We start from the raw sequence: 15,301 nt of genomic DNA, 5'->3' as shown, positions 1-15,301 counted from the left end.
AAGGTGCACGCCCACGGTCAGGCTCTACTTGTCGCCGGAGTCCGACTTCTCGACACGCTCTGCCTCCGCGCCCTCCTCGGCCGCCTCGGTCTGCTCCGCCACCTCGGCCGCCAGCGCCTCGGACGTCTCCGCCGACTCGGCGAGCACCGCGTCCGGCACCAGTTCCCCCGCGTCCTTCGCGGCGGACAGGAGAACCGTGTCCTGCGGCGCCTGGTCCTCGAAGTTCTCCGGGTGGTGGCAGGCCACCCGCTGGCCCGGCTTCAACTCCAGCAGCGGCGGCTCGGTCGTCCGGCAGATCTCCGTCGCCTTCCAGCACCGCGTGTGGAAGCGGCAGCCGCTCGGCGGGCTGATCGGCGAGGGCACGTCGCCGCGGAGCAGGATGCGCTCGCTCTTGGCCGAACGGCGCTTGGGGTCGGGGATCGGCACCGCCGACATCAGCGCCTTGGTGTACGGGTGCATCGGCGCCTTGTAGAGCGCCTCGCGGTCGGCGAGCTCCACGATCTTGCCGAGGTACATCACCGCGATGCGGTCCGAGACATGGCGGACCACGGACAGGTCGTGCGCGATGATCACATACGTCAGACCGAGCTCCTGCTGGAGGTCGTCCAGCAGGTTGACGACCTGCGCCTGGATCGACACGTCAAGCGCGGAGACGGGCTCGTCCGCGACGACCAGCTTCGGGTTGAGCGCGAGGGCGCGGGCGATGCCGATGCGCTGGCGCTGGCCGCCGGAGAACTCGTGCGGATAGCGGTTGTAGTGCTCGGGGTTGAGGCCGACCACCGACAGCAGCCGCTGCACCTCCTTCTTGATGCCGCCCTCGGGAGTGACCTTCTGGAGGCGGAAGGGGGCGCCGACGATGGTGCCGATGGTGTGGCGCGGGTTCAGCGACGAGTACGGGTCCTGGAAGATCATCTGCACGTCCCGGCGGAGCGGGCGCATGCCGCCGACGCCGAGGTGTGTGATGTCCTTGCCCTCGAACTCGACCTTGCCGGCGGTCGGTTCGAGCAGCCGGGTGATCAGCCGTCCCATCGTCGACTTGCCGCAGCCCGACTCGCCCACGACGCCGAGGGTTTCGCCCGCGCGTACCTCGAAGTCGATGCCGTCGACCGCGCGGACTGCACCGGTCTGGCGCTGGAGCAGGCCCTTGCGGATCGGGAAGTGCTTCTGGAGCCCGGTGACCTTCAGCAGGATCTCGCCGGGGGCGGCGTCCTTGGTGAGGGTCGCGCCCACGGCCTCGCCCGCGGTGGCGCCCGTGGTCGCACCCGGTTCCGCGCCGTCGGCCTGTGCAGGGATGCTCACTGCTTTGCCCTCTGCTTTGTCCTCTGCGTTCTCACTCACAGCTTCGGCGCAATCTCTTCGGTCCAGATCCGCTCCCGCTGCTCCTGCGTCATGTGGCAGGCGGCCCAGTGCCGGCTGCCGACCTCGGTCAGCTCGGGCCGGACCGTGCGGGTGACGTTGTCCTTCGGCAGGTCCGCGTACGGGCAGCGCGGGTTGAAGGCGCAGCCGGACGGGATGTTGATCAGCGAGGGCGGAGAGCCCTTGACCGGGATGAGCCGGTCCTGCTGATCGCGGTCGAGGCGCGGCATCGAGCCCAGCAGGCCCCAGGTGTAGGGGTGGCGGGGCTCGTAGAACACCTTCTCGGCGGGGCCGCGCTCCACGCACCGGCCGCCGTACATCACCAGGATGTCGTCGGAGAGTTCGGCGACGACGCCCAGGTCGTGGGTGATGATGATGACCGCGGAGCCGAACTCCTTCTGCAGGTCCCGGATGAGGTCGAGGATCTGCGCCTGGACGGTCACGTCGAGGGCGGTCGTCGGCTCGTCCGCGATGAGCAGCTCGGGGTTGTTGACCAGCGACATCGCGATCATCGCGCGCTGGCGCATACCGCCGGAGAACTCGTGCGGGTAGTTGTCGACGCGCTTGTCCGGCTGGGGGATGCCGACCCGGTCGAGCATCTCCACGGCACGGCGTTTGGCGGTCTTCTTGTCCACGTCGTGGTGGGTCCGGTACGCCTCCACGATCTGCTGGCCGATCGTGTAGTACGGGTGCAGGGCGGACAGCGGGTCCTGGAAGATCATCGCCATCTCGCGACCGCGCAGCTTGCGCACGTGGTCGGGGTCGGCGGACAGCAGCTCGGTGCCGTCCAGCCAGATCTCACCGGAGATCTGTGCCTTGCGCTTGCCGTACTGGCCCGCGGTGTGCAGGCCCATGATGCCGAGCGAGGTGACCGACTTGCCGGAGCCGGACTCGCCCACGATGCCGAGAGTCTTGCCCTTCTCCAGCGAGAAGCTGAGCCCGTCGACGGACTTGACCAGGCCGTCGTCGGTCGGGAAGTGCACCTTCAGGTCGCGTACTTCGAGGAAGGCGGAGGGGGTGTGAGAGTCGGCGACGGGTTCTCCGACGGCCGCTCCCGTCTTGTTCAGTTCGGTCATCCCAGCCTCACTCGCGGGTCGATGACGGCGTACAGAAGGTCCACGACGAGGTTGGCGACGGCGATCGCGAGGGCCGCGAACAGGGTCACGCCGAGGATCACCGGCAGGTCCTTGCTGCTGATGGCCTGGACCGCGGCAAGCCCGAGGCCGGGCAGGTTGAACGTCGACTCGGTGAGTACGGCGCCGCCGAGCAGCACACCGATGTCGAGGCCGAAGACGGTCAGGATCGGCGTCATCGCGGAGCGCAGGGCGTGCCGGGTGATGACGACGCGCTCACCGAGGCCCTTGGCGCGGGCGGTGCGGATGTAGTCCTCGCCGAGCACCTCCAGCATGGTGGCGCGGGTGAGGCGGGCGTACATCGCGGCGTTGAGCAGGGCGAGCACGATCCACGGCAGCAGCAGCGTCTCGAACCAGACGCCGACGGGGTCGTCGGTGCTCAGGTTGTCCGTGATCTTCACCCAGCCCAGGCTGTGCACGAAGATGCCCATCGCGACCATGCCGGTGAAGAAGATCGGCAGGGAGACACCGCCGAGCGCGGCGATCATCGCGCCGCGGTCCCAGATGGTGCCCCGCTTGAGCGCGGAGACCACACCGGTGGCGACACCTGCGGCCAGCCACAGGACGCAGGCGCCGGCAGCGAGCGCGCCGGTGACGGGCAGCGCGTCCTTGAGGGTGTTCCACACCGGCTCCTCCGTGACGAAGGAGTAGCCGAAGCAGGGGGCCGGGCACTGGGTCACGTCGTTGCCGTTGGCGAACTCGCGTCCCATGGGGATGCCCTTGACGAACTCCCAGAACTGGAGAAGCAGCGGATCGTCGAGGCCCAGCTTGGTGCGGATGCCCTCGACCTGCTCGGCTCCCGTGGCCTTGCCGGCGAAGAGGACGGCGATGTCCTGTCCCGCCCACCTGGGCAGCATGTAGAAGACGGTGAAGGTCGCGAGCAGTACGACCAGCACCATGATGACGACGGCGATCAGGCGCCGGATGAGATAAGCAAGCACTGTGCGCGGCCCGGCGGCGGCCGGAACTCCTCGTGGGAGTCCCGGCCGCCGCCCGGGGCCATCACCTGCCCTTCGGACTGGCGGGATTCGGCGGCAAGGAAACGGTCGGCTACGGCAGTTCGGCGGTTACTTCGTGACGCCGAGGCTGACGTAGTCGTAGCGGCCGTTGTACGCGGCGGACGAGTAGACGTTCGTCAGCCGCGGGCTGCGCCAGGAGATGTTCTTCTCGTAGATGAAGGGCATCCAGTCGGCGTTGTCGAGGAGGCGCTTGTTCATGTCCTCGTAGATCTTCTTGGCCTCGGCCGGGTCCGTCGACGCGATCGCGTCATCGAACATCTTGTCGATGGCCTTGTCCTTGATCTGCGACTCGTTGTAGTTGCCGTTCGGGAAGATGAAGCGGCTGTCGAACAGCGGCTGACCGTAGCCCTGGCCGGTCGGGAAGTCCGGGCCCCAGCCGGTCATGGTCATGCCGTAGCCGCGCTCCTTCACGACCTTCGGCGAGCCGGTGATGCTGGAGGACTGGGCGCCGTCGATCGGGTCGACCTCGACCTTGATGCCGACCTTGCCCAGCTGCTCCTGGAGCGCCTCGGCCGCGTCGACCTCGCCCGGGTTGTTGGTACGGGCGGTCAGCTTGGTGGAGAAGCCGTTCGGCTGGCCGCACTCCTTCAGCGCCTCCTTGGCCTTCGCGACGTCCGGCTTGCCCTTGCGGGCGAGGACGCCGTACGGGTCGTAGTCGGTGTAGCCCGGGATCGACTTCGGGAAGACCGAGTTGGCGATCTCACCACCGGCCACCTCGCCACCGCGCACCTGCTGCAGGCCCGCGAAGTCCGTGGCGTAGAAGACGGCCTTGCGGCAGTTGGCGTCGTCGAACGGCTTCGCCGTGTGGACGAGGGCCACGTAACGGACGAACGACGTCTGGATGTTGTCGACGCTTTCCTTGTGCTCCTGGACGGCGCTGACGCGGCCCGACTGGGTCATGCCGGTGCCGTTGACGTCGAGGTCGTAGTCGCCTTCCATCAGCCGCTTGTCGTTCTCCTCCAGGTTGGCGGAGATCGTCACGGTGATCTTGTCCGGGAGGGCCGGGCGGAGCGGGTCCGAGGCCTTCTTCCAGTTGGTGTTGCGGACCAGGGTCAGGCTCTTGCCCGCCTGGCGCGACTCGACCTTGTACGGACCGGAGGAGAAGGGCTTGTTGGTGTACTTGGCGCCGGTGTCCTCACTCTGCTTCACCGGGGCGCCGGTGGGCATCGCCAGGAACTGCTCGAAGTCACCGTTGGGCTTGGGCAGCTTGAAGACGATCGTCTGGTCGTCGGGCGTCTCGATGGCCTTCAGACCCAGCTTGTCCTTGGACTTGTCCTTGTACGGGCCGGGGTACTCGCCCTCGGGGTCCAGGGTCTGCTTGATGTAGGCGGGACCACCGGTGATGACGTCCGTCGCCCAGATGCGCTCGATGCCGTACTTGACGTCCTTGGAGGTCAGCGTCGAGCCGTCCTCCCAGGTCAGGCCGTCACGCAGCTTGTACGTGTAGGTCTTGCCGTCGGCGGAGACCTCGGCGGGGCCGGTGGCCAGGTCGCCGACCAGCTTGTTGGAGGCGTCGCCCGGCTTGGTGTCGTACGTGACCAGGGTGCGGGTGAAGAACCGCATGAAGTCCCAGGTCATGCCGTAGTACGTGCGCTGCGGGTCCAGGTTGTCGAAGTCCTGCTTGCCTATGAACTTCAGCGTCCCGCCCTTCTTGGTGGACGCGTTGACGACCTTGTCCAGCGCGGCGTTGTAACCCGCGCCCTTGTCGCTGCCGTTGTCGCTGTCGCTGTCGCCGCCGCCGCACGCCGTGGTGGTCACCAGCGCAGCGACTACGAGGGCCGCACCGGCAGCAAGCCGTCGCTTGGAAAGCATCTCTTCTCTAACCTCCGAGATTCGCGGTCCCGGTCCTGAGCCGGAGAACCATGGGATCAGCCACCTGACGGTGCGGCAGGGGCAAGTCGTGTGCGGGCTCTAGCGGGTGCCCTTGGGGTCCAGCGCATCGCGCAGACCGTCTCCGAAGAGGTTGAACGCGAGGACGGTGACGAAGATGGTCGCGCCTGGGAAGACCATGAACATCGGGTCGTGCTCGTAGGTCTCCAGCGCGTCGCGCAGCATGCCGCCCCAGGACGCCGTCGGCGGCCGCACACCCGCGCCGAGGAAGCTGAGCGCCGCCTCCGTGAGGATGTTGGTGGGGATCATCAGCGTGGCGTAGACGAGGATCGGGGCGACCAGGTTGGGCAGCAGCTCCCGGAAGAGGATGTGCCGCCGGCCGCCGCCGAGGCTGCGCGCGGCCTCGACGTACTCGCGCTCGCGCAGGCTCAGGGTCTGGCCGCGCACGATGCGGCCCACGTACGGCCAGCCGAAGAAGCCGATGACCAGGACGAGTACGGCGATCCGCACGCCCGAACCGGTCAGGCCCAGCAGGTCGTCGGGGAGCACCGAGACGAGGGAGATGATGAAGAGGAGCTGCGGGAAGGAGAGCAGCACGTCCATGGTGCGGCTGATCAGCGCGTCGATCCAGCCGCCGAAGTAGCCCGCGATGATGCCGAACAGGGTGCCGAGCGCCACGGCGACGACGGCGGCGAGGAACGCCACGAGCAGGGAGATCCGGGCGCCGTAGACGATGCGGCTGAACACGTCGCGGCCCTTGTTGGGCTCGACACCGAAGAGGAAGTCGCTGCTCACGCCGCCCCACGCGCCCTGCGGCAGGTTGGTCAGCGGGTCGAGCTTGTCCTGGTTGAACTGGTTCGGCGGGTGGCCGAGCAGACCGACGATCAGCGGGGCGAACACGGCGACCAGGGTCAGGAAGAGCACGAAGGCGCCACCGGCGAGCGCGACCTTGTCCTGCTTGAGACGGTTCCAGGCGATCTGTTTGAGGGACCGGCCCTCGACCTTCGTGGCGCCTGTCTCCGCCGGGTCGGCAGGAGCAGTCGGGGCCGCTTCCGCGGTCGTGTCGTGCAATGGCGCCGTCATCTGGCAGGGACCCCTCTCAACCGGCGGTGACCGGCCCGCGCTTGCCGCTGTAGCGGCCTGATCGTCCGTCGTGGTCAGGGGTTCGGACCCCTGCTCGTACCGAGGGGTATAGACCCCCTGGTGCGGGAGTCTTCAACGCTTCGCCGATCTGTTGCCAGCCTTGACGGCGAATGGATGCCTAAACGTGATGCTGCCCTCGGGTTTCCGTTATCCGGACGTCACACAACGTGAGTCGGACGCGGGGCAGTTGGGACATAAGATGTTGCGGCTTACATTTACCCGCGTAGATTCGGACATGTCCCGTAAAAAAGTCGGGAGCTTCTGTGGGTGTACTGTGAACGGCAGTTGAGGAGCTGTGAAGGGCGTCCGGGGTGCTCAGTACACGCCCGGGTATCCGTATCCGCCCGCCGCGGGAGCCTGGGCCGGGGCCGCGTGGGCCTCGCGGTCGTAGAAGGGGCGGGCGTTGGCACGCAGCCACATCGCCACCGGGTCGTACTCGTCGGACATCGCGACGGTCGAGACGGGCAGCCCGTCCGGGACCGCGCCGATGGACTGCTGCATCATCGCCCGTACGGAGTCCACGGCCGGGGGCGAGGTGTCGTACACGTCGAGCCCGATGGCGAGGTACGGCGCGCCGAGCGCGGGCTGCACCCAGGCGCGGCGCAGTGAGCGGACGGCCGGGGTGCGGTGGGCGTTCTGTGTGAGCAGGGCGTAGAACTGCGAAATCTCGATGCCCGGTTCGGAGAGCCGCAACGGGCCCGCGGGCTGGCGTTCGAGGCCGGTGGCGATCCGGCGCAGGTCCAGCCAGGGGATGCCGACGCCGCCGCCCGGCGCGTGCGGGTTCAGCCAGAGTCCGTAGTGGTCGGGGTACAGGGTGCGGGCCACGTCGAGGCCGTCGACCACTTCGTAACTGCGGTTCCAGCCGCTGGCCGAGAGCTCCTGGGCGGAGGTGACGCACGGGGCGTATCCGTGGCCCTCCACCTCCATGTTCCCGTACTGGGCGTCCGGGGAGCCGGCCTGGCCGTGCCACAGCAGCATCCAGACCTGGCCGGAGGACGGGGTCGCGAGCGCGCGCAGCAACGCCTCGTAGGCGTCGTAACGCCCGGGCGTCACCTGGCGCAGCATGTGGTCGACCTGGCCGGTCGCGGCGGTGCCGCTGGCGCTCACCTTTTACCGCCCCTTCAGTTGGACCCGCGGTATATGAAACCAGCTTAGGCGCTGGGCCGGGATAGCCGGTGGCAGCTCGGGGCCAGGTGTGATCTGTGGACTGCGGGCTCGTCGTGGCTTGTCGCGCCCACGCGGCGGAGCCGCACATCGATACAGCCCCACGCCCCTTACGGAACGCGCCCCTTTCAGGGGCGCGCCCTAGTAACCCTGCTGATGGAACGGCCGCACCTTCTCGCGCATCCACTCGCCCACCGGGTCCTGGGCCACGTCGAGGAAGACCATGTTCACGGCGTACCTGACGGGGGCCTTGGCCAGCGCGCGTCCCAGGGCGTCCAGGGGCAGGGCGCGGTCGGTCTCCCAGGAGGCCAGTTCGACGCCGATGAACATCACCGGGTCGGCGGTCTCGATGGCGGCCAGGCAGCGGCGGGCGCTGAGCACGACGCCGGTCCCGGCGAACTCGGCCGAGGCCGCGGTGAGGAAGTCCACGGGGTCGTCCTGCCAGTCCGGCTCGAACAGCCGTACCCTGGCGCCGCTCGCCGCCCCGTCCAGCGGGGTCCGCCCGGCCCGGCACAGCTCGGCCACGGCGGGCGGCGGCAGCGGTACACCGACCACGCCGTCCGGGTTCACCGCGATGCCGACGTGCGGGGGCAGCCCGCGCGCGAACTCGACGGCGGGCGCGATCGTGTACGACATGTGGTTGCCGACGACCTGGCGGAACTGCTCCTCGGAGCTGAAGACCGGCACATACGCCTGCCCCTCGATCTGCGTCGTCGGCAGGTCGAGGGGGCCACTGTGCGGGCCGCCGCCCTCGGGCAGGGGCACCCACAGGAAGCTGCGGGCGAGCACCTCCACGATCCGTCCGCCCGCGCTCGGCTGGCCGAGGGCCGCCGAGAGCACCTCCTCCAGCTCGTTGCCGGGCCATCCGCCGTGCGGGTGGGGGTGTGCCTGTGCCGGGAAGTCCGCCGGGATATCCATCTGCTGCCTACCGCTTGTTCTCCGAACCGCTGCTGTGACTGAACCCTAATGGGCGCCTCGGGGCCCGCGCCCCTGTGCAAGCCGCGAACAGCCCGAGGCGCGGGGCGCGGCCCCGGGCAGCGCGGCCCCTCACCCCGCGAAGTCGATCCGCTTCAACACGCCCGCCGCTGCCCGGTCCAGCAGCACCGCGCCCCCGCACCCCTCCGGCAGCCGCCCCTTCTCCACCGACCGCAGCAGCCGGGCCGTCGCCGCCCGATGCCGCGCGAAGGCGTAGTGCGACACCCCGCGGCCGCGCTCCCGCTGGCCCTCGCGGGCCTCGTCGGGGGTGACGTCGAGGAGCAGCAGATGCAGCGTGCCGCCCCGGCGGCGGGCCTCACGGGCGAGCCAGCCGCGCACCCAGGCCTGCGTGCCGCAGTCGTGCACGACGACACCGGCGCCGGAGCGCAGGGCGCGGTGCAGTCCGGCGTAGTGGGCGATCCGCACGAAGGGCCGGTAGAGCGCGTACGGCAGGACGCGGGCCAGGCGCGCGTCCCACCGGTCGCGGGTGTCCTGGGAGTCGATGCGCGGGCCGTACACCGTCCGCCGCATGAGGGTCGACTTGCCGCTGCCGGGGAGTCCCGTGACGGCGACGAGGTCTTTCGCACCGAAGGTCAGTCCGTGGGGGCTGCGGCCCGAGCGCTCCCGCAGGTCGCGGACGACCGCCGTCCGGAACGGCCCGCACGCCTCCCCGGCCGGGGCCGTCCGTCGCTCGGGCAGCGCGATGCCATAGGTCGTCGCGTACGCCGTGGTCCTGTTCACCGTGATCGTCCTCCCCATGGGTCTGGAGTCCCATCCCCCTAGAGTGTAAAGAGAAGGTAATGCCCGCTGCCTGCCTTTTCTGTTCTCGTACCGCCACAGCCCTGCTACAGAACGCTGTGCCTCGCCGTGAATCCTGTGCGTCGCCTGTGCGAGGCCTTCCGGCCACCCGTGCGGGCGCCCCTGCCGTGCCGGACCGATGCGTGCAATGATGTGCGCGCCAACTGCATACCGGCCGCTTGAATCCGCGCGGGAGAGTCCCCAGCCGAGTACGACGCGTACTTCTGGGGCGCCGAAGGAGCAAGTCCCTCCCTTGAATCTCTCAGGCCCAGTCACCGCGCGGGCGAGGCACATCTGGAAAGCGGGCCGCCCCGGACTCACGGGCGCGGCTCCACCCAAGGTGCAAGCCGTGACCAACCGGGGCATCCGTGGTCATGGCGAACCTCTCAGGTTCCGATGACAGATGGGGAGGAACGACCTCGCCTTCCCCCGTCTTCCTGGGAGCAGAACCGATGAGCAGCAGCCCTCTCCGCCGCACCGCGCTCGATGCCCTGCATCGCTCGCTCGGCGCGACGATGACCGACTTCGCCGGCTGGGACATGCCCCTGCGGTACGGCTCCGAGCGTGACGAGCACAACGCCGTCCGCACCAGGGCGGGCCTCTTCGACCTCTCGCACATGGGCGAGATCACCGTGACGGGACCACAGGCGGCGGCACTGCTGGACCACGCGCTGGTCGGCAACATCGGGGGCGTACGGGTCGGCCGCGCCCGCTACACCATGATCTGCCGCGAGGACGGCGGCATCCTCGACGACCTGATCGTCTACCGGCTGGCCGAGACCGAGGCCGGGGCCTCTCACTACATGGTCGTCGCCAACGCCTCGAACGCCCAGGTGGTGCTGGACGCGCTCATGGAGCGGTCCGCCGGCTTCGACGCCGAGGTGCGCGACGACCGGGACGCCTACGCCCTGATCGCCGTCCAGGGCCCCGAGTCCCCCGGCATCCTCGCCTCCCTCACCGACGCCGACCTGGAGGGCCTGAAGTACTACGCGGGCCTGCCCGGCACGGTCGCGGGAGTGCCCGCCCTCATCGCCCGCACCGGCTACACCGGTGAGGACGGCTTCGAGCTGTTCGTGAAGCCCGAGCACGCCGTCGAACTGTGGCAGGCGCTGACCAAGGCGGGCGAGGGCGCCGGCCTCGTCCCCTGCGGGCTGTCCTGCCGGGACACCCTGCGCCTGGAGGCGGGCATGCCGCTGTACGGGCACGAGCTGTCGACCTCGCTCACCCCCTTCGACGCGGGCCTCGGTCGGGTCGTGAAGTTCGAGAAGGAGGGCGACTTCGTGGGGCGCAAGGCGCTCACCGAGGCCGCCGCCAGGGCCGGGGCCAACCCGCCGCGCGTCCTCGTCGGCCTGGTCGCCGAGGGCCGTCGCGTCCCGCGTGCCGGGTACGCCGTGGTCGCCGACGGCACGGTGATCGGCGAGGTCACCTCCGGGGCGCCCTCCCCCACCCTCGGCAAGCCGATCGCGATGGCGTACGTCGACGCCGCGCACTCCGCGCCCGGCACGCCCGGTGTCGGCGTGGACATCCGGGGCACCCACGAGCCGTACGAGGTCGTGGCACTGCCGTTCTACAAGCGGCAGAAGTAGCAGAAGTAACAGAAGTAGAAGAAGAAGCGGAGACGCCGAGCGCCACCGCCCCGAGCGTGGCCCCGCGCACACTTCCGCTGTTCACCTACGTTTCCCGTAGTACCCCATTCATCACCGCTCCCCCGCGTACAGGAGAATTCAGGCCATGAGCAACCCCCAGCAGCTGCGCTACAGCAAGGAGCACGAGTGGCTGTCGGCCGCCGAGGACGGCGTCGCGACGGTCGGCATCACGGAGCACGCGGCCAACGCGCTCGGCGATGTCGTCTTCGTCCAGCTTCCCGACGTGGGCTCCGCGGTCGCCGCGGGCGAGACCTGCGGAGAGCTGGAGTCGACCAAGTCCGTCAGCGACCTGTACGCCCCGGTCACCGGTGAGGTCACCGAGATCAACGAGGACGTGGTCAACGACCCGTCACTGGTCAACTCCGCCCCGTTCGAGGGCGGCTGGCTGTTCAAGGTACGTCTCGCGGAGGAGCCGGCCGACCTGCTCTCCGCCGACGAGTACACCGCTTTTTCCGCCGGCTGAGGAGTCCTGCGCCTGATGTCCGTTCTGAACACGCCCCTGCACGAGCTCGACCCGGAGGTCGCCGCCGCGGTCGACGCCGAGCTCGACCGCCAGCAGTCCACCCTGGAGATGATCGCCTCCGAGAACTTCGCTCCGCTCGCGGTCATGGAGGCGCAGGGCTCGGTCCTGACCAACAAGTACGCCGAGGGCTACCCCGGCCGCCGCTACTACGGCGGCTGCGAGCACGTCGACGTCGCCGAGCAGATCGCGATCGACCGGGTCAAGGAGCTGTTCGGCGCCGAGTACGCGAACGTGCAGCCGCACTCGGGCGCCTCCGCGAACCAGGCCGCGCTGTTCGCGCTGGCCCAGCCCGGCGACACCATCCTCGGCCTGGACCTGGCCCACGGCGGCCACCTGACCCACGGGATGCGGCTGAACTTCTCCGGCAAGCAGTTCGACGTGGTCGCCTACCATGTCGACTCCGCGACCGGCCTGGTCGACATGGCCGAGCTGGAGAGGCTCGCCAAGGAGCACCGGCCGAAGGTGATCATCGCGGGCTGGTCGGCATATCCGCGACAGCTGGACTTCGCAGAGTTCCGGCGGATCGCCGACGAGGTCGAGGCCCACCTGTGGGTCGACATGGCGCACTTCGCGGGTCTGGTCGCGGCCGGTCTGCACCCGAACCCCGTTCCGTACGCGGACGTCGTCACGTCCACCACCCACAAGACGCTGGGCGGCCCGCGCGGCGGCATCATCCTCGCCCGCAAGGACTTCGCCAAGAAGCTCAACTCGTCCGTCTTCCCGGGCTTCCAGGGCGGTCCCCTGGAGCACGTGATCGCGGCCAAGGCGGTCTCCTTCAAGGTCGCGGCGAGCGAGGACTTCAAGGAGCGCCAGCGCCGCACGGTCGACGGCGCCAGGATCCTCGCCGAGCGCCTGACCGCCGCCGACGCCCGCGAGGCCGGCGTCGACGTCCTGTCCGGCGGCACGGACGTCCATCTGGTCCTGGTCGACCTGCGCGCCTCAGAGCTGGACGGGCGGCAGGCCGAGGACCGCCTCCACGAGGTCGGCATCACGGTCAACCGCAATGCCGTTCCGAACGACCCGCGCCCCCCGATGGTCACCTCGGGCCTGCGGATCGGCACGCCCGCCCTCGCCACCCGAGGCTTCACCGCCGAGGACTTCGCCGAGGTGGCGGACGTCATCGCGGAGGCGCTCAAGCCGTCCTGCGACACCGAGGCGCTCAAGGCCCGGGTCAAGGCGCTGGCGGACAAGCACCCGCTGTACCCCGGTCTGAACAAGTAGGCCCTGTTCAAGCAGGTCTTGTTCAAGTAGTTCCTTTCCGTGGGGTGTCGCGCGCTCGCAGGTGAGCGGGACACCCCACGGGCCCCCTGCACCACCCGTATTGAGGAGTCACCCGTGGCCATCTCGGTCTTCGACCTGTTCTCGATCGGCATCGGCCCGTCCAGCTCCCACACGGTCGGCCCGATGCGCGCGGCACGCATGTTCGCCCGCCGGCTGCGCAACGAGGAACTGCTCGGCGCGGTCTCCTCGGTCCGCTGCGAGCTGTACGGCTCCCTGGGCGCGACCGGCCACGGCCACGGCACGCCCAAGGCCGTGCTGCTGGGCCTGGAGGGCGCCTCACCACGCTCGGTGGACGTGGAAACGGCGGACGAACGGGTGGAGCAGATCAAGGAGGCGGGGCGGCTGCGTCTCCTCGGCGAGCACGACGTCCGGTTCTCGTTCGACGACGACCTGGTCCTGCACCGCCGCAAGGCACTCCCGTACCACGCCAACGGCATGACCCTGTGGGCGTACGACGCGTCGGGCGCCGAGCTGCTGACGAAGACGTACTACTCGGTGGGCGGCGGCTTCGTGGTCGACGAGGACGCGGTGGGCGCGGACCGCATCAAGCTCGACGACACGCCCCTCAAGTACCCCTTCCGCACGGGCGACGAGCTGCTGCGCCTGACCAAGGAGACGGGCCTGTCCATCTCGTCCCTGATGCTGGAGAACGAGCGGGCCTGGCGCACGGAGGAGGAGATCCGGGCCGGGCTGCTGGAGATCTGGCGGGTGATGCAGGCGTGCGTGGCGCGCGGCATGTCCCGTGAGGGCATCCTGCCGGGCGGCCTGCGGGTGCGCCGCCGCGCGGCGGTCTCGGCACGCCAGCTCCGGGCCGAGGGCGACCCGTCGGCCCGCTCCATGGAGTGGATCACGCTGTACGCGATGGCCGTGAACGAGGAGAACGCTGCGGGCGGGCGTGTGGTGACGGCCCCGACGAACGGTGCGGCCGGCATCATCCCCGCGGTCCTGCACTACTACGTCAACTTCGTGGCGGGTGCGTCCTCCGAGGGCGAGCGGGAGGACGGCGTCGTGCGCTTCCTGCTGGCCGCCGGCGCCATCGGCATGCTCTTCAAGGAGAACGCCTCCATCTCCGGCGCGGAGGTGGGCTGCCAGGGGGAGGTGGGTTCGGCCTGCTCGATGGCGGCGGGCGCCCTGGCGGAGGTCCTGGGCGGCACCCCCGAACAGGTCGAGAACGCCGCCGAGATCGGCATGGAGCACAACCTCGGCCTCACCTGCGACCCGGTGGGCGGTCTGGTCCAGATCCCCTGCATCGAGCGCAACGGCATGGCCGCGGTGAAGGCCGTCACGGCGGCCCGTATGGCGATGCGCGGCGACGGCTCGCACAAGGTGTCCCTGGACAAGGTCATCAAGACGATGAAGGACACCGGCGCGGACATGAGCGTGAAGTACAAGGAGACGGCGCGGGGCGGGCTGGCGGTGAACATCATCGAGTGCTGACAGTGTAGGCCCTGACCAGCGCGTTCGTTTCTTTCAGCACTGTCAGGGCCTCCCCTGTTTACGCGGCGGAAGGTCCCCGGAGTGTCCCTGGGACTGGCTTGAAAGTCCCCGAAAAGTCCCCGGGGTGTCCCCAGACGCAGGTCGCTCATCGAGGCTGGCGCGAACCGCCTTCAGGATCGGTTCGTCACCTTTGGGGCCCTCCCAGCGGGAGTGCAGTTGGTCCATGTCAGGTATTGAGACCTACGCACTACGAGACCGTGAGCGTTCGTGCTGCGTGGTGTCTGGTCGTGGTGCCGAGTTAAATTTTGCCTGATCAGAGCATGTGCGGCGGGTTGGTCTGTGCTACCTCGTGTTACATCATCCACAGGCGTCCGGCCGCCGGCTGGCCACCGGGAAGGGCATCGTCGGCGACAGGAAGCGGGTTCACCCGGGTGTCGGCCTCCCACAGACCTCCTACGATAACCCCGCACTCCCAACGGATCTCTACTACGTGTCGGCGGCCGTGCCACAGGAGCATGGGTGGGGGTTCTCGGCACTTCGGCGGGAGGGCCACATTTCATCGTCAGTCAGACGTAGTCCTTTTTGCCGTTTCGCTCCTCAATCGCAGGCGCCCGGCTGCCTCGACTTCCCCCGAGAATCTTCCCGATTTCAGCCAAATTCTCTTCGTCGAGCAACGAGGGATTCACCTCAAGCATCAGTGTGGCTCTATGCCCTTCGAGCGCGGCAACCAATTCCTGCGAAGCATCTGAAGATACTGATTCAATCAAGGTGGACGACTCAGTGGTGATGGCTTGACTGTCAGCCTTGCGAGTCCGGACAAACCTGGTGCGCGTCGACTTCACGAACGGGCGGGCCTGATAATTCCACCATCTCTTGAGGTGTGGAGCAGCCCTCTCCGCAGCCTTGACGAGAACAACCAGAGCCCCGATTATCTCCTCGGGTTCCAAGCGCTCCCGCGCTCGGGAGCCAGGAATCCCAGCCACCTTCTATAAGTTT

The 15,301-nt window shown here is 68.9% G+C and carries 13 protein-coding genes and 1 riboswitch; of the genes, 4 read left to right on the top strand and 9 right to left on the bottom strand.

The annotated features are described in order from the left end of the window. Positions 1-24: 24 nt before the first annotated feature. The 8 genes from E0500_RS17560 to E0500_RS17525 form a co-directional block, all read right to left on the bottom strand. Positions 25-1,299, bottom strand: coding sequence for a dipeptide ABC transporter ATP-binding protein (locus tag E0500_RS17560; protein WP_309505086.1), 1,275 nt, complete (start codon positions 1,297-1,299; stop codon positions 25-27). A gap of 35 nt (positions 1,300-1,334) precedes the next feature. Next, positions 1,335-2,432, bottom strand: a complete 1,098-nt coding sequence (locus tag E0500_RS17555; RefSeq protein WP_131559945.1) for an ABC transporter ATP-binding protein — start codon at positions 2,430-2,432, stop codon at positions 1,335-1,337. Further along, positions 2,429-3,430, bottom strand: a complete 1,002-nt coding sequence (locus tag E0500_RS17550) for an ABC transporter permease (RefSeq protein WP_131559943.1) — start codon at positions 3,428-3,430, stop codon at positions 2,429-2,431. Before E0500_RS17550 ends, E0500_RS17555 begins: the two co-directional genes overlap by 4 nt. A gap of 126 nt (positions 3,431-3,556) precedes the next feature. After that, the gene (locus E0500_RS17545; protein WP_131559941.1) at positions 3,557-5,320 is read right to left on the bottom strand and encodes an ABC transporter substrate-binding protein; all 1,764 of its coding nucleotides are present in this window, start codon (positions 5,318-5,320) and stop codon (positions 3,557-3,559) included. A 99-nt stretch (positions 5,321-5,419) separates the two neighbouring features. Then, on the bottom strand, positions 5,420-6,421 hold the full coding sequence (locus tag E0500_RS17540; RefSeq protein WP_131559939.1) for an ABC transporter permease: 1,002 nt from the start codon (positions 6,419-6,421) through the stop codon (positions 5,420-5,422). Positions 6,422-6,796: 375 nt separating this feature from the next. Beyond that, complete coding sequence (locus E0500_RS17535; RefSeq protein WP_131559937.1) at positions 6,797-7,588, bottom strand: enhanced serine sensitivity protein SseB C-terminal domain-containing protein; 792 nt, start codon at positions 7,586-7,588, stop codon at positions 6,797-6,799. A 198-nt stretch (positions 7,589-7,786) separates the two neighbouring features. Further along, positions 7,787-8,563: an enhanced serine sensitivity protein SseB gene (locus tag E0500_RS17530; protein ID WP_131559935.1), complete on the bottom strand. Its 777-nt coding sequence runs from the start codon at positions 8,561-8,563 to the stop codon at positions 7,787-7,789. Between the two features lie 129 nt (positions 8,564-8,692). Beyond that, positions 8,693-9,379 (bottom strand): AAA family ATPase, encoded by a 687-nt coding sequence (locus tag E0500_RS17525; RefSeq protein ID WP_181587037.1) that lies wholly within the window; start codon positions 9,377-9,379, stop codon positions 8,693-8,695. 219 nt (positions 9,380-9,598) lie between these two features. Continuing rightward, positions 9,599-9,706: riboswitch (glycine riboswitch) on the top strand. 164 nt (positions 9,707-9,870) lie between these two features. On the opposite strand from E0500_RS17525, the gene gcvT reads away from it, so the two are divergent. The 4 genes from gcvT to E0500_RS17505 all read left to right on the top strand — a co-directional run bounded on the left by gcvT (position 9,871) and on the right by E0500_RS17505 (position 14,305). Continuing rightward, complete coding sequence (gene gcvT / locus E0500_RS17520) at positions 9,871-11,004, top strand: glycine cleavage system aminomethyltransferase GcvT (protein WP_131559931.1); 1,134 nt, start codon at positions 9,871-9,873, stop codon at positions 11,002-11,004. 145 nt (positions 11,005-11,149) lie between these two features. Continuing rightward, positions 11,150-11,527 carry a glycine cleavage system protein GcvH gene (gene gcvH, locus E0500_RS17515; protein WP_131559929.1) on the top strand — a complete coding sequence of 126 codons (378 nt, stop codon included), beginning with the start codon at positions 11,150-11,152 and terminating at the stop codon, positions 11,525-11,527. A 15-nt stretch (positions 11,528-11,542) separates the two neighbouring features. Next, positions 11,543-12,808 (top strand): serine hydroxymethyltransferase, encoded by a 1,266-nt coding sequence (gene glyA / locus E0500_RS17510; RefSeq protein ID WP_131559928.1) that lies wholly within the window; start codon positions 11,543-11,545, stop codon positions 12,806-12,808. Positions 12,809-12,922: 114 nt separating this feature from the next. Further along, positions 12,923-14,305 (top strand): L-serine ammonia-lyase, encoded by a 1,383-nt coding sequence (locus E0500_RS17505; protein ID WP_131559926.1) that lies wholly within the window; start codon positions 12,923-12,925, stop codon positions 14,303-14,305. Between the two features lie 566 nt (positions 14,306-14,871). Here E0500_RS17505 and E0500_RS17500 read toward each other — a convergent pair. Beyond that, the gene (locus E0500_RS17500; protein ID WP_131559924.1) at positions 14,872-15,252 is read right to left on the bottom strand and encodes a hypothetical protein; all 381 of its coding nucleotides are present in this window, start codon (positions 15,250-15,252) and stop codon (positions 14,872-14,874) included. Between the last annotated feature and the right edge of the window lie 49 nt (positions 15,253-15,301).

This window comes from Streptomyces sp. KM273126, assembly GCF_004337435.2.
Lineage (GTDB): Bacteria > Actinomycetota > Actinomycetes > Streptomycetales > Streptomycetaceae > Streptomyces > Streptomyces acidicola.
The sequence above is the reverse complement of the archived record's forward strand: the minus strand, read 5'-3'. Positions and strand labels throughout refer to the sequence as shown.